The organism is Streptomyces sp. SPB074, from assembly GCF_000154905.1.
Classification (GTDB): domain Bacteria; phylum Actinomycetota; class Actinomycetes; order Streptomycetales; family Streptomycetaceae; genus Streptomyces.
The window spans coordinates 5,854,747-5,871,796 of sequence record NZ_GG770539.1 but is presented as its reverse complement, the minus strand read 5'-3'; the positions used below and the strand labels follow the sequence as shown (position 1 = coordinate 5,871,796).

Below are 17,050 nucleotides of genomic sequence, written 5' to 3'. Positions count from 1 at the left end.
CCGCCGCGTGTGCGCGGGGCCGCCGCGCGCCGGGGCGGCTCAGCTGCCGACGCCCCGGTCCAGTTCCCAGAGCTGGAGGATCGAGGAGGAGCTGAGCGCCCATTCGACGCCGGTGATGTCGTCGCGGGCCGCGATGTACTGCTTGCCCTGCCACAGCGGGAGGAAGGGGACCTCCTCGGCGACGATGTCCTGGATCTTCTGGAGGCTGCCGTTGGCGGTCGAGAGGCGGTCGGCGGCGCGGCGCGACTCGGGGAGCAGTTCGGTGCGTATCCGCTTGTTGTCGTAGGGCGAGTTGAGGAAGTTCGGCTTGCCGAGGAAGGGCGCGATGAAGCTGTCCGGGTCGGGGAAGTCGGGGAACCAGCCCATCCCGTAGACCTTGTACTTGCCCTCGATGCCGTCGGGCCGGTGGACGTCCCAGGGAGCGCCCTTGATCTCGGCGCGGAAGAGCCCGGAGGCGTTGAGCTGCTTCTTGAGGACCTCGAACTCGCCCTTGGTGCGCGTCCCGTAGTGGTCGGTGGTGTAGTGCAGCGTGAGCGGGACGGGGGTGGTGATCCCGGCCTCCTCCAGGACTTCGCGCGCCTTGGCGACGCTCGGCTCGCCGTAGAGGTTGAAGAAGGAGTTGCTGTGGCTCGCGACGCCCTGCGGGACGAGTGAGTAGAGGGGTTCGGCGGCGGTGCCGTAGACCTCGGAGGCGATCTGTCCGCGGTCGACGAGGTGGGCGATCGCCTGCCGGATCGGCTTGCTGACGCCCTTGGTGTCGAAGGCGAGGTAGCGGATTTCGAGCGCGGGCATCTCGGTGAGGCCGACGTGCGCGGGCGGCCGGGCGGTCCACTTCGAGGTCTGGCCGGTCGTCAGGCCCTTGGCGATGACGTCGATCTCGCCCTTTTCGAGCGCGGCCGCGAGGCGGTCCGGGTCCTTGAAGGGCCGCAGCTCGACCTTGTCGTTCTGGATCCTCAGCCCGCCCTTGTACGTGGGGTTTCGGGAGAGGACGGCGCGGGCGAGGAGGCCGCCCTTCGTCTCGGGCTTGAGCGAGTAGGGGCCCGAGCCGTCGAGGACGAAGCCGTCGCGGAGCCGCTTCCGCGGGTAGAGCGCGGGATCGACGGCGCCCGCCGTGGGCGTGGAGAGCTTGTAGGGGAAGGTCGCGTCGGGGCTCTTGAGCAGGAAGACGATGTCGCGCGGCGTCGGCGTCTGGATGGTGTCGATGTTGTTGAGCAGGCCCGAGACCCCGGAGTCGGCGTTGATGGCGACGACGCGCTCGATGGAGTACTTGAAGGTCTTCGACGTGATGGCGTGCCCGTTGGCGAACCGGAGGCCGGGGCGCAGGGTGCAGGTGAACCGCTGCTGGCCGGAGTCGGTGAAGGAGCATTCCTGAGCGGCTTCGGGGGCCGGCTCGCCGCCGCCGCGCGGGATGCGCATGAGGGACTGGATCGTCTGGCGCAGCAGGTTCCAGGAGGAGATGTCGTAGGCGTAGGCCGGGTCGAAGGGGGCGGGCATCTTCTTGCCGGCGGTGAAGATGTCGGAGGTGCCCACCACGATGGGCTTGTCCTTGTCGTCCGAACCCGTCAGTCCGCCGCACCCGGCGAGCACGGGGACGAGCAGGCCGATGACGGACGACAGCACCCAAGTCTTGCGGTTCATGCTGGTCGTTCTCCAGAGCTGTCTGCCCCTGGTCTCCGGTGGACGTGCGGACGTACGGGCATGGGGGAACACCGGACATGCCGGGCGTGCGGAGAGATGGCGCCAGGAGCTGCGGAAGGGGTAACGCCGTGGTGCTCGCGACGACATTAGTGCGCACCCCCGGCGGGGGGCTCCGTGCCGGGTTTCGGACGGGCGCCCGCACAGTGCGGCTCGGGGTCGCCGGGGGTGACGGGCGGCCCGGGGAAGATTTTCGCGCACGTGCCGATGAACCGGGACGTAAGGGCGCCCCCGGGCACGCCGAACGGCGGCGCCTGCACAGGCGCCGCCCGTTGTCGACCGCGGGGAGCGGTGAAAAGGATCACAGCGGAACCGGGTGTGAAGTCCGGCCGGTGGACGGGAGTTGGTCCACCGGCGGGTTCATCCGGTGTGTGGTGCACGAAGGTTGGCCGTGCGGCGGCTCCCGGGGGGCCGCTCGGCGGGGTGCCGGGTCAGTCGCCCACGCCGCGGGCCAGCTCCCAGAGCTGGAGGTCGGTGGAGGTGCTGAGGGACCACTCGACACCGGTGATGTCGTCGCGTGCGCCGATGTACTGCTTGCCCTGCCACATCGGGACGACGGGGACGTCCTCGGCGACGATGTCCTGGATCTTCTCCAGGTCCGGGGTCGCCTCGCCGCGGTCCGAGCCGCGCCGTTCGGCGGGGATCAGGTCCTTGCGGATGTCCTTGTTGTTGTAGGGCGAGTTGAGGAAGTTGTCCGCGTCGAGGAACGGGGCGATGTAGTTGTCCGCGTCGGGGAAGTCGGGCGCCCACGCCATCGTGTAGGCGGGGTACTTGCCGTCCATCCCGTCCTTGCGGTACTTCGTCCAGTCGGCGACGTCCTTGAGCGTCACGTCGAAGAGCCCGCTGCCGTTGAGCTGCTTCTGGATGAGCTTGTACTCCTTCTCCTTGGCGGGACCGTAGTGCTCCTTGGAGTAGTACATGTCGAACTTGACCGGGGTGGTGACCCCGGCCTTCTCCAGGATGGTCTTCGCCTTGGCGACGTTCGCGTCGCCGTAACGGTTGAAGAAGGAGTTGGTGTGCCCCGCGATGGTGGCGGGCACGAGCGAGTAGAGCGGCTCGGCGACCGGCGAGTAGACCTTGCTGGCTATCTCGCCGCGGTCGACGAGCTGCGCCACGGCCTGGCGGACCGGCTTGGTGATGACGGGGTTGCCCGTGTCGAAGATGATGTAGTGCGTCTCCAGGCCCGCCTCCTCCATGAACTGGACGTGCTCGGGCGGGTTGTCGAGCAGGGACTCGACCTGCGAGGGGTCGAACTTCCCGGTCATGACGTCGATCTTCCCGCCCTCCAGGGCGTCGCCGAGCGCGGGTGCGCCGGCGAAGGAGACGAGGTCGACGCGGCTGTTCTTCACCGTCAGCGAACCCTTGTACTTCGGGTTCTTGGTGAACTTCACCTTCGTCATGGCCTTGCTGTCGGTCTCGGCCTCCAGCATGTAGGGCCCCGAGCCGTCGAGCACGAAGCCCTTGCGGAGCGACTTCGGCGGGTAGAACTTCTTCTCCACGATGCCCGCGACGGGCGTCGCGAGCTTGTACGGCAGCGTCGCGTCCGGGCTGCTGAGGTGGAAGGTGATGTGCTTCTCGTCCGGGGTGTCGATCATCTTGATGCCGGAGAGCAGACCCACGGCGCCGTTGGGGGCCTTGATGTCGAGCACGCGCTGGATCGAGTACTTCACGTCCTTGGACGTGATCCGGGTCCCGTCGGGGAACTGGAGCCCGTCGCGCATCTCGCACGTGTAGACGGTCCCGCCGCTGCCGACCCATTTGCAGGACTTGGCCGCGTCGGGCTGCGGCTGGCCGCCGCCCCTGGGGACGCGGACGAGAGACTGGAGCGTCTGGCGGAGCACGTTCCACAGGGCGCTGTCGTAGGCGTAGGCCGGGTCGAGCGACGAGGGGGCGTCGGCGCTCTTGGCGTACACGTCGGTGGTGCCGACCACGATGGGTTTGCCACCGCCGTCGCCACCGCCCGAGTCGCCGCAGCCGGCGAGCACGGGGGCGAGCACGCCGATGGCGACGGGCAGCACCCAAGTCTTGCGGTTCATGCGCGTATTTCTCCAGAGCTGTCGGCCCCCGGGCCGGGCGCAGGGATGTGCGCGGCCCCGCCGGGTTTGTGCGAGAAGTAACACCGTCGTGTCCCGCGTCGAGATTAATGCTCCCCGCACCGGCCCTTGACGGTCGGTCGGACGCCGGCGGCGGGCGGGGGGAACACGCAGGGGAACGGGGTGTGAGCGGTCCGGAGCTCCGGCCGAGTGAGGTTTCGCCGAAGGATCACCAAATGGGGACACAAGGACGCGCGCCGGCGCTCCGGATAGCGGACACATGCACAGAGCGTGTGCACTGTCGATGGGACGACGAAGTGAGAAAGCTCACCGCATGACGCGCGAATGGGGCAAGCGGCCCTCTCGGGACGCCCGCGCTTTCCGGGGTCCGGCAGTCACGTGCCGTGCCCGCCGTCGCCGTCCGCTCACCGGTCCGGCCGTCCGCTCCCTGAGACCGGTGCTCAGCCCGCGCAGAGGCCGCGCAGGAAGCCCAGGTCCACGGAGTCGAGCGAGGAGACCACGGTGCGCCGCGTCGCGGCCGGGATGGGGGTCACGGAGGGCACCGCGAGGACCCGGCAGCCTGCCGCCTCGGCGGAGGCGACCCCGGTCGCGGTGTCCTCGATCACGAGGCACCTGGCGGGGTCCACGCCGAGCCTGCGGGCGGCGTGCAGGTAGGGCTCGGGATGGGGCTTCGTACGGGTCACCTCGTCGCCCGCGACGGTGTGCGCGAAGTGGTGGGTGCCGAGCGCGGGCAGGGCGCGGTCGATGATGCGGCGGTGCGAGGCGGAGACGAGGGCGGTGGGGACGCGGGCGGAGTGGAGCTCGCCGAGCAGGCGGGCCGCGCCGGGCATGAGCGGCAGATCGCGGGCGATGCGCTCCTCGAAGGCGTCGTTGAGCAGGCCGCTCAGCTCCTCCAGGGCGATGGCGGCGCCCGTGGCCTCGATGAGGTATCCGGCGCTGCGGGTCATGGGGCCGCCCACCACGACGCCGCGCCAGGAGTCGTCGAGCCGGTGGCCCAGGCGCGCGAAGACCGCGACCTCGGCCTCCCACCACAGGCCCTCGGTGTCGAGCAGCGTGCCGTCCATGTCGAGCAGGACGGCCGCGAGCGGCTCGGCGCGGCCGGTGAGGAGGGCGGTGGTGGGGATCGTGCTCGTCATCCGGCGAACCTCCGTGGGGTGCCAGCAGGGCCGGTCAGTCTACGTCGGCACGGGGGGCGGGGCCATCGGGCGGGAGCGGGGGCTCCGCCCGGACGCGCCCGCCCGGACGTGCCCGCCCCCTGCCCCGCCCCCGTTTCCGGGACTCCGCCCCGACGCCCCGGCCCCGCTCCTCGACCGCCGCGGGGGCCCTCCCCCACGTCCCCCTCAGCGGGCGTTGAAGTACTTCGCCTCGGGGTGGTGGATGACGAGGGCGTCGGTGGACTGTTCGGGGTGGAGCTGGAACTCCTCGCTGAGCTGGACACCGATGCGCTCGGGCTCCAGGAGGGCCGCGATCTTCGCGCGGTCCTCCAGGTTCGGGCAGGCGCCGTAGCCGAGCGAGAAGCGGGCGCCCCGGTACTTGAGCGCGAACATGTCCTCGACGTCCGCCGGGTCCTCGCCGGCGAAGCCCAGCTCGGCGCGCACGCGGGCGTGCCAGTACTCGGCCAGGGCCTCGGCGAGCTGCACGGAGAGGCCGTGCAGTTCGAGGTAGTCGCGGTAGGCGTCGGCGGCGAAGAGCTTTCCCGTGGCCTCGCCGACGCGGGAGCCGACGGTGACGACCTGGAGACCGATGACGTCGGTCTCGCCGGACTCCTCGGGGCGGAAGAAGTCCGCGAGGCACAGGCGCCGTCCGCGCCGCTGGCGGGGGAAGGTGAAGCGGGTGCGCTCGGAGCCGTCCTCCCCCAGCAGGATGAGGTCGTCGCCCTTGGAGACACAGGGGAAGTAGCCGTAAACCACGGCGGCTTCCAGGAGGTTCTCGGTCTGGAGGTGGTCCAGCCAGCCGCGCAGGCGCGGGCGGCCCTCGGTCTCGGCCAGTTCCTCGTAGCCGGGGCCCTCTCCCTTGCGGTTCTGCTTGAGGCCCCACTGGCCCTTGAAGAGCGCGCCCTCGTCGAGCCAGGAGGCGTAGTCCTTGAGCGGGATGCCCTTGACGACGCGGCTGCCCCAGAAGGGCGGGGCCGGGACGGGGTTGTCGGTCGCGACGTCGGAGCGGACCTGCCCCTCCTCCTCGGCGAGTTCCGTGACGACGGCGCTCGCGGTGGGCCGTACGCGCCGCTGCTTGAGCTCGGGCAGCGTCACCCCCGGCACCCCGCGCTTGACGCCGATCAGGGCGTCCATGAGGCGCAGCCCCTCGAAGGCGTCGCGGGCGTAGCGCACCTCTCCCTCGTAGATCTCGTGCAGGTCCTGCTCGACGTAGGCGCGGGTGAGGGCGGCACCGCCGAGGATGACGGGGTAGTCGGTCGCCATGCCGCGCTGGTTCAGCTCCTGGAGGTTCTCCTTCATGATCACCGTGGACTTGACGAGGAGACCCGACATGCCGATGACGTCGGCGCGGTGCTCCTCGGCAGCCTCCAGGATCGCGGAGACGGGCTGCTTGATGCCGAGGTTGACGACGTTGTAGCCGTTGTTGGACAGGATGATGTCCACGAGGTTCTTGCCGATGTCGTGGACGTCGCCGCGCACCGTGGCCAGCACGATGGTGCCCTTGCCCTCGGCGTCGGACTTCTCCATGTGCGGTTCCAGGTGGGCGACCGCGGTCTTCATGACCTCGGCGGACTGGAGCACGAAGGGAAGCTGCATCTGCCCGGAGCCGAACAGCTCGCCGACGACCTTCATGCCGTCGAGGAGCGTCGCGTTGACGATGTCGAGCGCGGGCCGGGTCTGGAGGGCCTCGTCGAGGTCGGCTTCGAGGCCGTTGCGCTCGCCGTCGATGATGCGGCGCTTGAGGCGCTCGTCGAGCGGCAGCGCGGCGAGTTCCTCGGCCTTGCCCGCCTTGAGGGACTTGGCCGTCGCGCCCTCGAAGAGCCGCATGAGCTTCTGGAGCGGGTCGTAGCCCTCGGCACGGCGGTCGTACACGAGGTCGAGGGCGGTGGCGACCTCCTCCTCGCTGAACCGGGCGATCGGCAGGATCTTGCTCGCGTGCACGATCGCCGAGTCGAGTCCCGCCTTGACGCACTCGTCCAGGAAGACGGAGTTCAGGAGGATGCGCGCGGCCGGGTTGAGGCCGAAGGAGATGTTGGAGAGGCCGAGCGTGGTCTGCACGTCGGGGTGGCGCCGCTTGAGCTCGCGGATCGCCTCGATCGTCGCGATGCCGTCCTTGCGGGACTCCTCCTGCCCGGTGCAGATGGTGAAGGTGAGGCAGTCGACCAGGATGTCCGACTCGTGGATGCCCCAGTTGCCGGTGAGGTCCGCGATGAGACGCTCGGCGACGGCGACCTTGTTCTCGACGGTGCGGGCCTGGCCCTCCTCGTCGATGGTGAGGGCGATGAGGGCGGCGCCGTGCTCGCGGGCGAGCGCGGTGACCTTCGCGAAGCGGGACTCGGGGCCGTCCCCGTCCTCGTAGTTGACGGAGTTGATGACGGCCCGGCCGCCGAGCATTTCGAGCCCGGCCTCCAGGACGTCCACCTCGGTGGAGTCGAGGACGAGCGGGAGCGTGGACGCGGTCGCGAAGCGCCCGGCCAGCTCGCGCATGTCGGCGACTCCGTCGCGGCCGACGTAGTCGACGCAGAGGTCGAGCATGTGCGCGCCCTCGCGGATCTGCTCGCGCGCCATCTCCACGCAGTCGTCCCAGCGGCCCTCCAGCATGGCCTCGCGGAACTTCTTCGAGCCGTTGGCGTTCGTGCGCTCGCCGATCGCGAGGTAGGAGGTTTCCTGGCGGAAGGGGACCGTCTGGTAGAGCGAGGCGGCGCCCGGCTCCGGCCGGGGCTCGCGGGTGCCCGGTGCCATGCCCCGTACCCGCTCCACGACCTGCCGCAGGTGCTCGGGCGTGGAGCCGCAGCAGCCGCCGACGAGCGAGAGGTGGTAGTCGTTGACGAAGCTCTCCTGCCAGTCCGCCATCTCGGGGGCGGTGAGCGGGAAGTGCGCCCCGTCCTTGGTGAGGACGGGCAGGCCCGCGTTGGGCATACACGTGAGCGGGATGCGGGAGTGCTTGGCGAGGTAGCGCAGGTGCTCGCTCATCTCGGCGGGCCCGGTCGAGCAGTTGAGGCCGATGAGGTCGATGCCGAGGGGTTCCAGCGCGGTGAGCGCGGCGCCGATCTCGGAGCCCAGGAGCATCGTGCCGGTCGTCTCGAAGGCGAGCGAGACGATGAGCGGGACGTCGGCGCCGAGCGCGTCGAGCGCGCGGCGGGCGCCGAGGACCGATGCCTTGGTCTGGAGGAGGTCCTGCGTCGTCTCCACGATGAGCGCGTCGGCGCCGCCGGCGAGCAGGCCCTCGGCGTTCTGCTGGAAACCGTCGCGCAGGACGCCGTACGGGAGGTGGCCGAGCGTCGGCAGCTTGGTGCCGGGGCCGATCGAGCCGAGGACCCAGCGGGTGCGGCCGTCACGGGCCGTGTAGCTGTCGGCGGTCTCGCGGGCGAGACGGGCGCCGGCCTCGGACAGCTCGTGGATGCGGTCGGCGATCTCGTACTCGCCGAAGGCGGAGTGGTTGGCGCCGAAGGTGTTGGTCTCGACGCAGTCGACGCCGACGTCGAAGTACGCCTCGTGCACGGAGCGGACGATGTCGGGCCGCGTGGCGTTGAGGACTTCGTTGCAGCCCTCCAGGTCCTGGAAGTCCTCCAGCGTCGGGTTCTGCGCCTGGAGCATCGTTCCCATCGCTCCGTCGGCGACGACCACGCGGGAGACGAGGGCTTCGCGAAGGGCGGTGACGCGGGCTGTCGCGTCGGCGGCTGCGGGGGACGGGTGGGCCATGGGTGTGCTCCCTGAGGTGCGACGGCTGTCGGCTTTGCGGTGCCCCTGCGGGGCGGCGCGCATGGGGGCAGCCTAACGGGCCGGGCCTTTCGCGCGTCGGAGCGTTCCACCGGGTGGACGTCACGGGGCCCCGCCCGGGAGAGGTCGCGCGGAGCGCTCCGGGTACGCCGAGGAGCCCGGTTCCCGGGTGCCGGCGAGGGCGGACACGGCGGCGGGCTCCGTGACGATCCTTCGGCATAGGCGCATGATGTTCAGCATGGCCGACCGATGAGGGCGCGCGATGTGCGGGATCATGGGTGCGCACTGGGAGAGCTGAGGAGAGACCGGGCGATGGCGAAGAACATCCAGTCGCTGGAGCGGGCCGCGGCGATGCTGCGCCTGCTCGCGGGCGGCGAGCGGCGGCTGGGCCTGTCGGACATCTCCGCGACCCTCGGGCTCGCCAAGGGCACCGCGCACGGCATCCTGCGCACGCTCCAGGCGGAGGGTTTCGTGGAGCAGGACGCGGCCTCGGGCCGGTACCAGCTCGGCGCCGAGCTGCTGCGGCTCGGGAACAGCTACCTGGACGTGCACGAACTGCGCGCCAGGGCTCTCGTGTGGGCCGACGACCTCGCGCGTTCCAGCGGCGAGAGCGTGCACCTGGGGGTGCTGCACCTGGGCGGGGTCCTCGTGGTGCACCACGTCTTCCGGCCCGACGACAGCCGGCAGGTCCTGGAGGTGGGCGCGATGCAGCCGCTGCACTCCACCGGGCTCGGCAAGGTCCTGTGCGCCTTCGACCCGGTGGCCCGCAGCGAGGCGCTGGAGAACGCGCGCAAGCCCTTCACCGCGCGCACGGTGACGGGCGCGGAGGAGTTCACCGCGGCCCTGGAGGAGACCCGCAAGCGGGGCTGGGCCGCCGACCTGGAGGAGACGTGGGAGGGCGTGACCTCGGTGGCCGCCCCGATCCACGACCGCCGCGCCCTGCCCGTCGGCGCGGTCGCCGTCACGGGCGCGGTCGAGCGACTGTGCCCGGACGGCAGCCTGCGCCCCGAGCTGATCGCCGCGGTGCGCGAATGCGCCCGCTCCGTCTCCCGCGACCTGGGCGCGGCCCGCTTCTAGGCGGCTTCCGGGCGGCCAAGCGGCTCCCGGGCGGCCCCAAGCGGCTTCCGGACGACCCCAGGCGGCTTCCGAGCGGGGGCGCGCCGCCCTCGCCGTCACCCGTTCGCCACACGCGCGGTTCCGCCGCGGGGCGGGGCGCTTCCTTCGCGTACACGGGCAATCAACGTGTATCGGCGCGGGCGGGTCGCCCGCCCACTCGCCGGACGCTGTGTCGCACACCACACTGAGGTGGCGAGTGGCCCGCGATCCAGCGCGCAGGAGGGTTGACGAGGTGCGGACTGCGGAGAAAACTGCCGGTCATTGGTCGGCATTGTCGAACAGTTGACGAGAATCAGCGTTAGGGTGGCCAGACGCCACGGGCAGGCAGCGCCCCTCCTTGCGGGAGGTGGCCCACCCCCCGGGGAGAAGGGGTTCGCCACCCCTGGACGAAGGACAAAGGAGTCGCTGGTGTCCAACCTCGACATTTTCTACGGCGAGACCATCGGTACCGCCGTACTGATCCTCCTCGGCGGTGGCGTGGTCGCCGCCATCACCTTCAAGAAGTCGAAGGCGTTCGACGCGGGCTGGGTCGCCATCGCCTTCGGCTGGGGGTTCGCGGTGCTCACGGGCGCCTACATCGCGAGCGGGCCCTCCGGGGCCCACCTCAACCCGGCGGTCACGCTGGGGCTCGCGATCCAGGGCGGCACCAAGTGGAGCGACGTACCCCTGTACATGGGCTCCCAGCTGCTCGGCGCCATGATCGGCGCGGTGCTCGTCTGGTGCGCCTACTACGGGCAGTTCAAGGCCCACCTCTCCGACCCCGAGTTCGTGGGCCCCGGCCCGAAGGGCGACGAAGGGCTCGTGGACATCGAGAAGCACGCCTCCCCCAAGGCGGGCCCGGTCCTCGGTGTCTTCTCCACCGGCCCGGAGATCCGCAACGTCGTGCAGAACGTCGCGACCGAGATCATCGCGACCTTCGTGCTGGTCTTCGCCATCCTCACGCAGGGCCTCAACGACAACGGCAACGGACTCGGCGCCCTCGGCGTGCTCATCACCGCCTTCGTCGTGACGGCCATCGGCCTCTCGCTCGGTGGTCCCACGGGGTACGCCATCAACCCGGTACGAGACCTCGGGCCGCGCATCATCCACTCGCTGCTGCCGCTGCGGAACAAGGGCGGCTCGGACTGGGGGTACGCGTGGATTCCGGTGGTCGCGCCGCTGATCGGCGCCGCCGCCGCCGGCGGGCTCTACAAGATCACCTTCGCCTGAGAGGCCGCGGCCGGACCGGGGACGCACACCGTGCGCGGCACCTCCCCCGCCCGGGCCACGACGTACACCGACGTATGACGTAACAGGAGCGCCACTCATGAGCACCCCCACCACAGGACACGGCACCGGCCCCTTCATCGCCGCGATCGACCAGGGCACCACGTCGAGCCGCTGCATCGTCTTCGACCGCGACGGCCGGATCGTCGCCGTCGACCAGAAGGAGCACGAGCAGATCCTCCCGAAGCCGGGCTGGGTCGAGCACGACGCCTCCGAGATCTGGGACAACGTGCAGGAGGTCGTCGCCGGGGCGATCCGCAAGGCCGGGATCACCAAGGCCGACGTCAAGGCGATCGGCATCACCAACCAGCGCGAGACCACGATGCTGTGGGACCGGCACACCGGCGAGCCGGTGCACCACGCGATCGTCTGGCAGGACACCCGCACCGACGCGCTCTGCAAGGAGCTGGGGCGCAACGTCGGCGCGGACCGTTTCCGCCGCGAGACGGGCCTGCCGCTCTCCTCGTACTTCGCGGGCCCGAAGATCCGCTGGCTGCTCGACAACGTGGACGGGCTCCAGGAGCGCGCCGACCGGGGCGACCTGCTCTTCGGCACGATGGACTCCTGGGTCATCTGGAACCTGACCGGCGGCGTCAACGGCGGCGTGCACGTCACCGACGTCACCAACGCCTCGCGCACCCTCCTGATGAACCTGCGCACGCTGGAGTGGGACGACAAGATCTGCGCCTCGATCGGTGTGCCGAAGTCGGTGCTCCCCGAGATCCGCTCCTCCGCCGAGGTCTACGGCGAGGTCAAGGGCGGGCTGCTCGGGGACGTGCTCGGCGGCATCCCGGTCGCCTCGGCGCTCGGCGACCAGCAGGCCGCGCTCTTCGGCCAGACCTGCTTCGCCGAGGGCGAGGCGAAGTCCACGTACGGCACCGGCACCTTCATGCTGATCAACACCGGCACGACGGCGATCAACTCCTACAGCGGGCTGCTCACCACGGTCGGCTACCGCATCGGCGGGCAGAAGCCGGTGTACGCCCTGGAGGGCTCGATCGCGGTCACCGGTTCGCTCGTGCAGTGGATGCGGGACCAGATGGGCCTCATCAACTCGGCGGCCGAGATCGAGACGCTCGCCTCCTCCGTCGAGGACAACGGCGGCGCCTACTTCGTGCCCGCCTTCTCCGGGCTCTTCGCCCCGTACTGGCGCCCGGACGCGCGCGGCGTGATCGCGGGGCTCACCCGGTACGTGACGAAGGCGCACATCGCCCGCGCCGTCCTGGAGGCCACCGCGTGGCAGACCAGGGAGATCGCGGACGCGATGAACAAGGACTCCGGGGTCGAGCTGACCGCCCTCAAGGTGGACGGCGGCATGACCTCGAACAACCTGCTGATGCAGACCCTCTCGGACGTGCTCGACGCGCCCGTGGTGCGGCCGATGGTCGCCGAGACCACGTGTCTGGGCGCGGCGTACGCGGCCGGTCTCGCGGTCGGTTTCTGGAACGACGTCGAGGAACTGCGGGCCAACTGGCGGCGGGCGGCGGAGTGGACGCCCAAGATGCCCGAGGAGACCCGCGAGGCCGAGTACAAGAAGTGGCGCAAGGCCGTCCAGCGCACCATGGGCTGGCTGGACGACGAAGAGAGCTGACCCCCACCGGGCCGGGGACCGGGGCGGGCGCGGAGGAAGAAGCCGCGCCCTCCCGGTCCCCTCCCCGGCCCCCTCCGGGACCGACCCGGATCTCCGGAGGGCGCCGCCGGTCCCCCGCCCAGAAGGCGCGCCCGGCGACCACCTCCGGAACGCATGACGAGGAGCACGACATGACCACCGTCCAGCACCTGCCGAGCCTCGGGACCCACCCGGCCACGGGGACCGGGCCGAGCCGCGCCGAGACCCGCGAACAGCTCGCCCGCGCGAGCTACGACCTCCTGGTGATCGGCGGCGGCATCCTGGGCATCTCCACCGCCTGGCACGCCGCGCAGTCCGGGCTGCGGGTCGCCCTCGTCGACAGCGGCGACTTCGCGGGCGCCACCTCCTCGGCCTCGTCCAAGCTGCTCCACGGCGGGCTGCGCTACCTCCAGACGGGGGCCGTCAAGCTCGTCGCCGAGAACCACTTCGAGCGGCGCGCGGTCTCGCGGCAGGTCGCCCCGCACCTCGCCAACCCGCTCACCTTCTACCTGCCCGTCTACAAGGGCGGCCCGCACGGCGCCGCGAAGCTCGGCGCCGGCGTCTTCGCCTACTCGGCGCTCTCCGCCTTCGGCGACGGGGTCGGGCACCTCCTCTCCCCCGCCCGCGCCCAGCGCGACGTGCCCGAGCTGCGCACCGAGAACCTCAAGGCCGTCGCGGTCTACGGCGACGACCAGATGAACGACGCGCGCATGGCGGTCATGACCGTCCGCGCCGCCGTCGAGGCCGGGGCCGTGGTCCTCAACCACGCGGCCGTCACCGGGCTGCGCTTCACCAACGGGCGCGTCACGGGCGCCGAGCTCAAGGACGGCACCGACGGCACCGAGTTCGGCGTGAACGCGCGTCTCGTCCTGAACGCGACCGGCCCGTGGGTGGACCACCTGCGCCGGATGGAGGACCCGCACGCGGCCCCCTCGGTGCGCCTCTCCAAGGGCGCGCACCTCGTCCTCAAGCGCACCTCGCCGTGGAACGCGGCGCTCGCGACCCCGATCGACAAGTACCGCATCACCTTCGCCCTCCCCTGGGAGGACATGCTGCTGCTCGGCACGACCGACGAGGAGTACGAGGGCGACCCGGCCGATGTCGCCGTCAACGACAAGGACATCACGCAGATCCTCGACGAGGCCGCCTTCTCGGTGCGCGACCAGCAGCTCGACCGCTCGCTCATCACGTACTCCTTCGCCGGCCTGCGCGTGCTCCCCGGCGGTCCGGGCGACACCTCGAAGGCGAAGCGCGAGACGGTCGTGACCGAGGGCAAGGGCGGGATGCTCTCCGTGGCGGGCGGCAAGTGGACGACGTTCCGGCACATCGGGCGCACGGTCATGAACAAGCTCGCCTCGCTGCCCGGGCACCCGCTGGGCGACGACATGGAGCCCATCTCGGAGCTGCCGTCGAAGATGCCGCTGCCGGGTGTCGCCAACCCGCTCGCCGTCAAGCACCGGCTCCTGGTCGACCACCAGGGCGCGGGCACCGAGATGGCCGCCGACACCGCGCACCACCTCGCCACGCACTACGGCTCCCTCGCCTTCGACATCGCGCGCCTCGCCAACGAGCACCCGGAGCTGGGCGAGCGCGTCCACCCGGAGGCCCCCGAGATCTGGGCGCAGGTGGTGTGGGCCCGCGACCACGAGTGGGCCGAGACCCCGGACGACGTGCTGCGCCGCCGTACGACGCTGACGATCCGCGGCCTCACGGACGACGCGCTGCGCGAGCGGGTCGCGAAGGTCCTCGCGGAACGCGAGAGCTGAGCCGCGACGGCCCGCGCGGGCGGGTGAGGGGCGGTACGTGAAGGGGCGGGGCGGTACGCGCGGAGGCGGCCGCCCCGCCCCCGCGCGTGCGGCCCCGCCGCCTTCGTACCGCCGCCACAGTGCCGCAACACTCGCCGCGCACAGTGGTCGTCATGAAGTTTCAGGTACTCAGCCTCATCCAGCACGCGCCCCACCCGCTCACCTCCGCGGTGCCTTCCGCGGCCGAGCGGTTCGGGGACGTCCTCGCGCTCGCCGAGGCGGCCGAGACGCTCGGCTTCGACGCGTTCGCGGTCGGCGAGCGGCACGCCGGCGCCTTCCTGTCCTCGTCGCCCACCGTCGTGCTGGGCGCGATAGCCGCCCGGACGCGGCGGATCAAGCTGCTCACCGGCGTCACCGTCCTCGCGATCCTCGACCCGGTGCGGGTCGCCGAGGACTACGCGACGCTCGACCAGCTCGCCGCCGGCCGCCTCGAACTCGTCGTCGGCAAGGGCGCGGAGGCCGGGCACTTCTCGCTCTACGGCCTGGACGGGGAGCGCCAGTGGGACCTCCAGGCGGAGAAGTACGCGCTGTTGCGGCGCCTGTGGCGCGAGGAGGGCGTCGACTGGGAGGGCGAGTCCAGGCCGCCGCTCAAGAACGTCACGACCGTGCCGCGCCCCTTCGCCGGGCCGCCCCCCGTCTGGCACGGCTCGGCCACCAGCCCCCGTTCGACGGAGCTGGCGGCGCGCTACGGCGACCCGCTCTTCACCGCCAACGCGATCCAGCCGCGCGAGGCGTACGTACGTCTCGTGGATCACTACCGCGAGCGGTTCGCCTCCTACGGGCACGACCCGGCGAGGGCCCGCGTGGCGGCCGGTTCCGGCGGTCTGCTCCTCGCGAACACGGCCGAGGAGGCGATCAGCCGCTACCGCGAGCTGTACGAGGCGTCCGTGCGGCGCAACTTCCGGCCGCACCTCGCGGGGAAGGCCGGCTACAACACGCCGTTCGCGACGATCGAGGAGGCCATCGCGGAAGGACCGCAGCTCATCGGCTCGCCGCAGCAGGTCATCGACAAGCTGCTCGGCTTCCACGCCTCCTACCGGCACGACCTCCAGTCGATCAGCGTGGACAATTTCGGGCTCGCGCGCGGGGAGCAGCTGGAGCTGTTGCAGCGCTTCGCCGAGGAGGTGCTGCCCGTCGTGCGCCGCGAGGCGCCGACCACGCTGTGGGAGGAGAGCGGGACGGGCGGGGAGGAGTAAGCCGGGGTGTGCGGGGCAGTGATCGGGCGTTCTCCGCGCAGGGGACTGCGAGGTGAGGGGACCGCGGTGGTCCCCCGCTCACGCCGTAAGGTGGGGCGTATGTCTGGGAACACGTCCGAAGGAGGCGGTGGGTGATCGAGCTCGAAGGGGTCCCCGAGCTGATCGACCCCATCATGGTGGCCGCGTTCGAGGGCTGGAACGACGCCGGCGACGCCGCCTCCAGCGCGGTCGCGCACTTGGAGCAGGAGTGGAAGGGCGAGGTCTTCGCGGCGCTGGACGCGGAGGACTACTACGACTTCCAGGTCAACCGGCCGACCGTCTTCGTGGAGGACGGCGCCCGGAAGATCACCTGGCCCACCACCAGGCTCTCCGTCGTCCGGATCACGGGGGAACGCCCGCGCGACCTGGTGCTCGTGCGGGGCATCGAGCCCTCGATGCGCTGGCGTTCGTTCTGCAACGAGCTGCTGGGCTTCGCGCACGAGCTGGGCGTCGAGATGGTCGTGGTGCTGGGCGCCCTCCTGGGCGACACGCCGCACACGCGTCCGGTGCCGGTGAGCGGGGTCACCTCCGATCCCGATCTGGCGCGCACGATGGACCTGGAGGAGTCGAAGTACGAGGGCCCCACGGGCATCGTCGGCATCCTCCAGGAGGCGTGCACCCACGCCGGGGTCCCGGCGGTGAGCCTGTGGGCCGCCGTACCGCACTACGTCTCGCAGCCGCCGAACCCGAAGGCGGCGCTCGCCCTCCTCAACCGCCTGGAGGACCTGCTCGACCTGCGGGTGCCGCTCGGCGAGCTGGTGGAGGACGCGCGGGCCTGGCAGCTCGGCGTCGACCAGCTCGCGGCCGAGGACAGCGAGGTCGCGGAGTACGTGCAGTCGCTGGAGGAGGCGCGGGACACGGCGGAGCTGCCCGAGGCGAGCGGCGAGGCGATCGCGCGCGAGTTCGAGCGGTACCTGCGGCGCAGGGAGCCGGGTACGGGTCCGGGCGGCGGCCCGGGCACCGCGGGCGGTCCCGGCGGGCCCGGCGGCTTCGGGCGCGAGACGGGCCTCGGCAGCGACCGGGCGCGCTCCGCGCGGCCGGGGCGGGCGGAGGAGCCGAAGCCGCGGGAGGGGAACGGGAAGGACGAGAAGGACGGGAAGCCGGGGGAGGAAACCCCCGGACCCGAGGCCGGGGGCCCTGGTTCCAGCGGGGCGGAGGGCACGCGTCCGGATTCCGCCGAGCCTGAATCCGCAGGTTCCGAATCCGGCGGGCCCGAGTCCGCAGGTTCCGAGTCTGCCGGGCCCGGGTCGGACGGGCCGGAAACCGCCGGGCCCGAGTCCGGCACGGCCGGTTCGGACGCGGCCGAGTCCTCCGGGGAGGGCGCTAAGCGGCGACCGGACGAGGACGGGCCGGGCGGGGACTGAGCCCGGACGCTCGCGGGGCCCCGCCCCTCGCG

The 17,050-nt window shown here is 71.5% G+C and carries 10 protein-coding genes; 6 read left to right on the top strand and 4 right to left on the bottom strand.

Features of this window, described 5'->3' with window-relative positions; genetic code table 11:
* Positions 1-39: 39 nt before the first annotated feature.
* From SSBG_RS24835 to metH, 4 genes are all read right to left on the bottom strand, one after another.
* Positions 40-1,638 carry an ABC transporter substrate-binding protein gene (locus SSBG_RS24835; RefSeq protein ID WP_008748820.1) on the bottom strand — a complete coding sequence of 533 codons (1,599 nt, stop codon included), beginning with the start codon at positions 1,636-1,638 and terminating at the stop codon, positions 40-42.
* Positions 1,639-2,126: 488 nt separating this feature from the next.
* On the bottom strand, positions 2,127-3,731 hold the full coding sequence (locus tag SSBG_RS24830) for an ABC transporter substrate-binding protein (protein ID WP_008748819.1): 1,605 nt from the start codon (positions 3,729-3,731) through the stop codon (positions 2,127-2,129).
* Positions 3,732-4,189: 458 nt separating this feature from the next.
* Positions 4,190-4,885, bottom strand: a complete 696-nt coding sequence (locus SSBG_RS24825) for an HAD family hydrolase (RefSeq protein WP_008748818.1) — start codon at positions 4,883-4,885, stop codon at positions 4,190-4,192.
* 204 nt (positions 4,886-5,089) lie between these two features.
* Complete coding sequence (metH, locus tag SSBG_RS24820) at positions 5,090-8,605, bottom strand: methionine synthase (protein WP_008748817.1); 3,516 nt, start codon at positions 8,603-8,605, stop codon at positions 5,090-5,092.
* Between the two features lie 330 nt (positions 8,606-8,935).
* On the opposite strand from metH, the gene SSBG_RS24815 reads away from it, so the two are divergent.
* The 6 genes from SSBG_RS24815 (at position 8,936) to SSBG_RS24790 (ending at position 17,018) form a co-directional block, all read left to right on the top strand.
* Positions 8,936-9,700, top strand: coding sequence for an IclR family transcriptional regulator (locus SSBG_RS24815; protein ID WP_008748816.1), 765 nt, complete (start codon positions 8,936-8,938; stop codon positions 9,698-9,700).
* 447 nt (positions 9,701-10,147) lie between these two features.
* Positions 10,148-10,948 carry an MIP/aquaporin family protein gene (locus SSBG_RS24810; RefSeq protein ID WP_008748815.1) on the top strand — a complete coding sequence of 267 codons (801 nt, stop codon included), beginning with the start codon at positions 10,148-10,150 and terminating at the stop codon, positions 10,946-10,948.
* 97 nt (positions 10,949-11,045) lie between these two features.
* Positions 11,046-12,596 (top strand): glycerol kinase GlpK, encoded by a 1,551-nt coding sequence (glpK, locus tag SSBG_RS24805; RefSeq protein ID WP_008748814.1) that lies wholly within the window; start codon positions 11,046-11,048, stop codon positions 12,594-12,596.
* Between the two features lie 170 nt (positions 12,597-12,766).
* Positions 12,767-14,380 (top strand): glycerol-3-phosphate dehydrogenase/oxidase, encoded by a 1,614-nt coding sequence (locus SSBG_RS24800; RefSeq protein ID WP_008748813.1) that lies wholly within the window; start codon positions 12,767-12,769, stop codon positions 14,378-14,380.
* A gap of 152 nt (positions 14,381-14,532) precedes the next feature.
* The gene (locus SSBG_RS24795) at positions 14,533-15,615 is read left to right on the top strand and encodes an LLM class flavin-dependent oxidoreductase (protein WP_037871908.1); all 1,083 of its coding nucleotides are present in this window, start codon (positions 14,533-14,535) and stop codon (positions 15,613-15,615) included.
* Positions 15,616-15,746: 131 nt separating this feature from the next.
* Positions 15,747-17,018: a PAC2 family protein gene (locus SSBG_RS24790; protein ID WP_008748811.1), complete on the top strand. Its 1,272-nt coding sequence runs from the start codon at positions 15,747-15,749 to the stop codon at positions 17,016-17,018.
* The last annotated feature ends 32 nt before the right edge of the window (positions 17,019-17,050 follow it).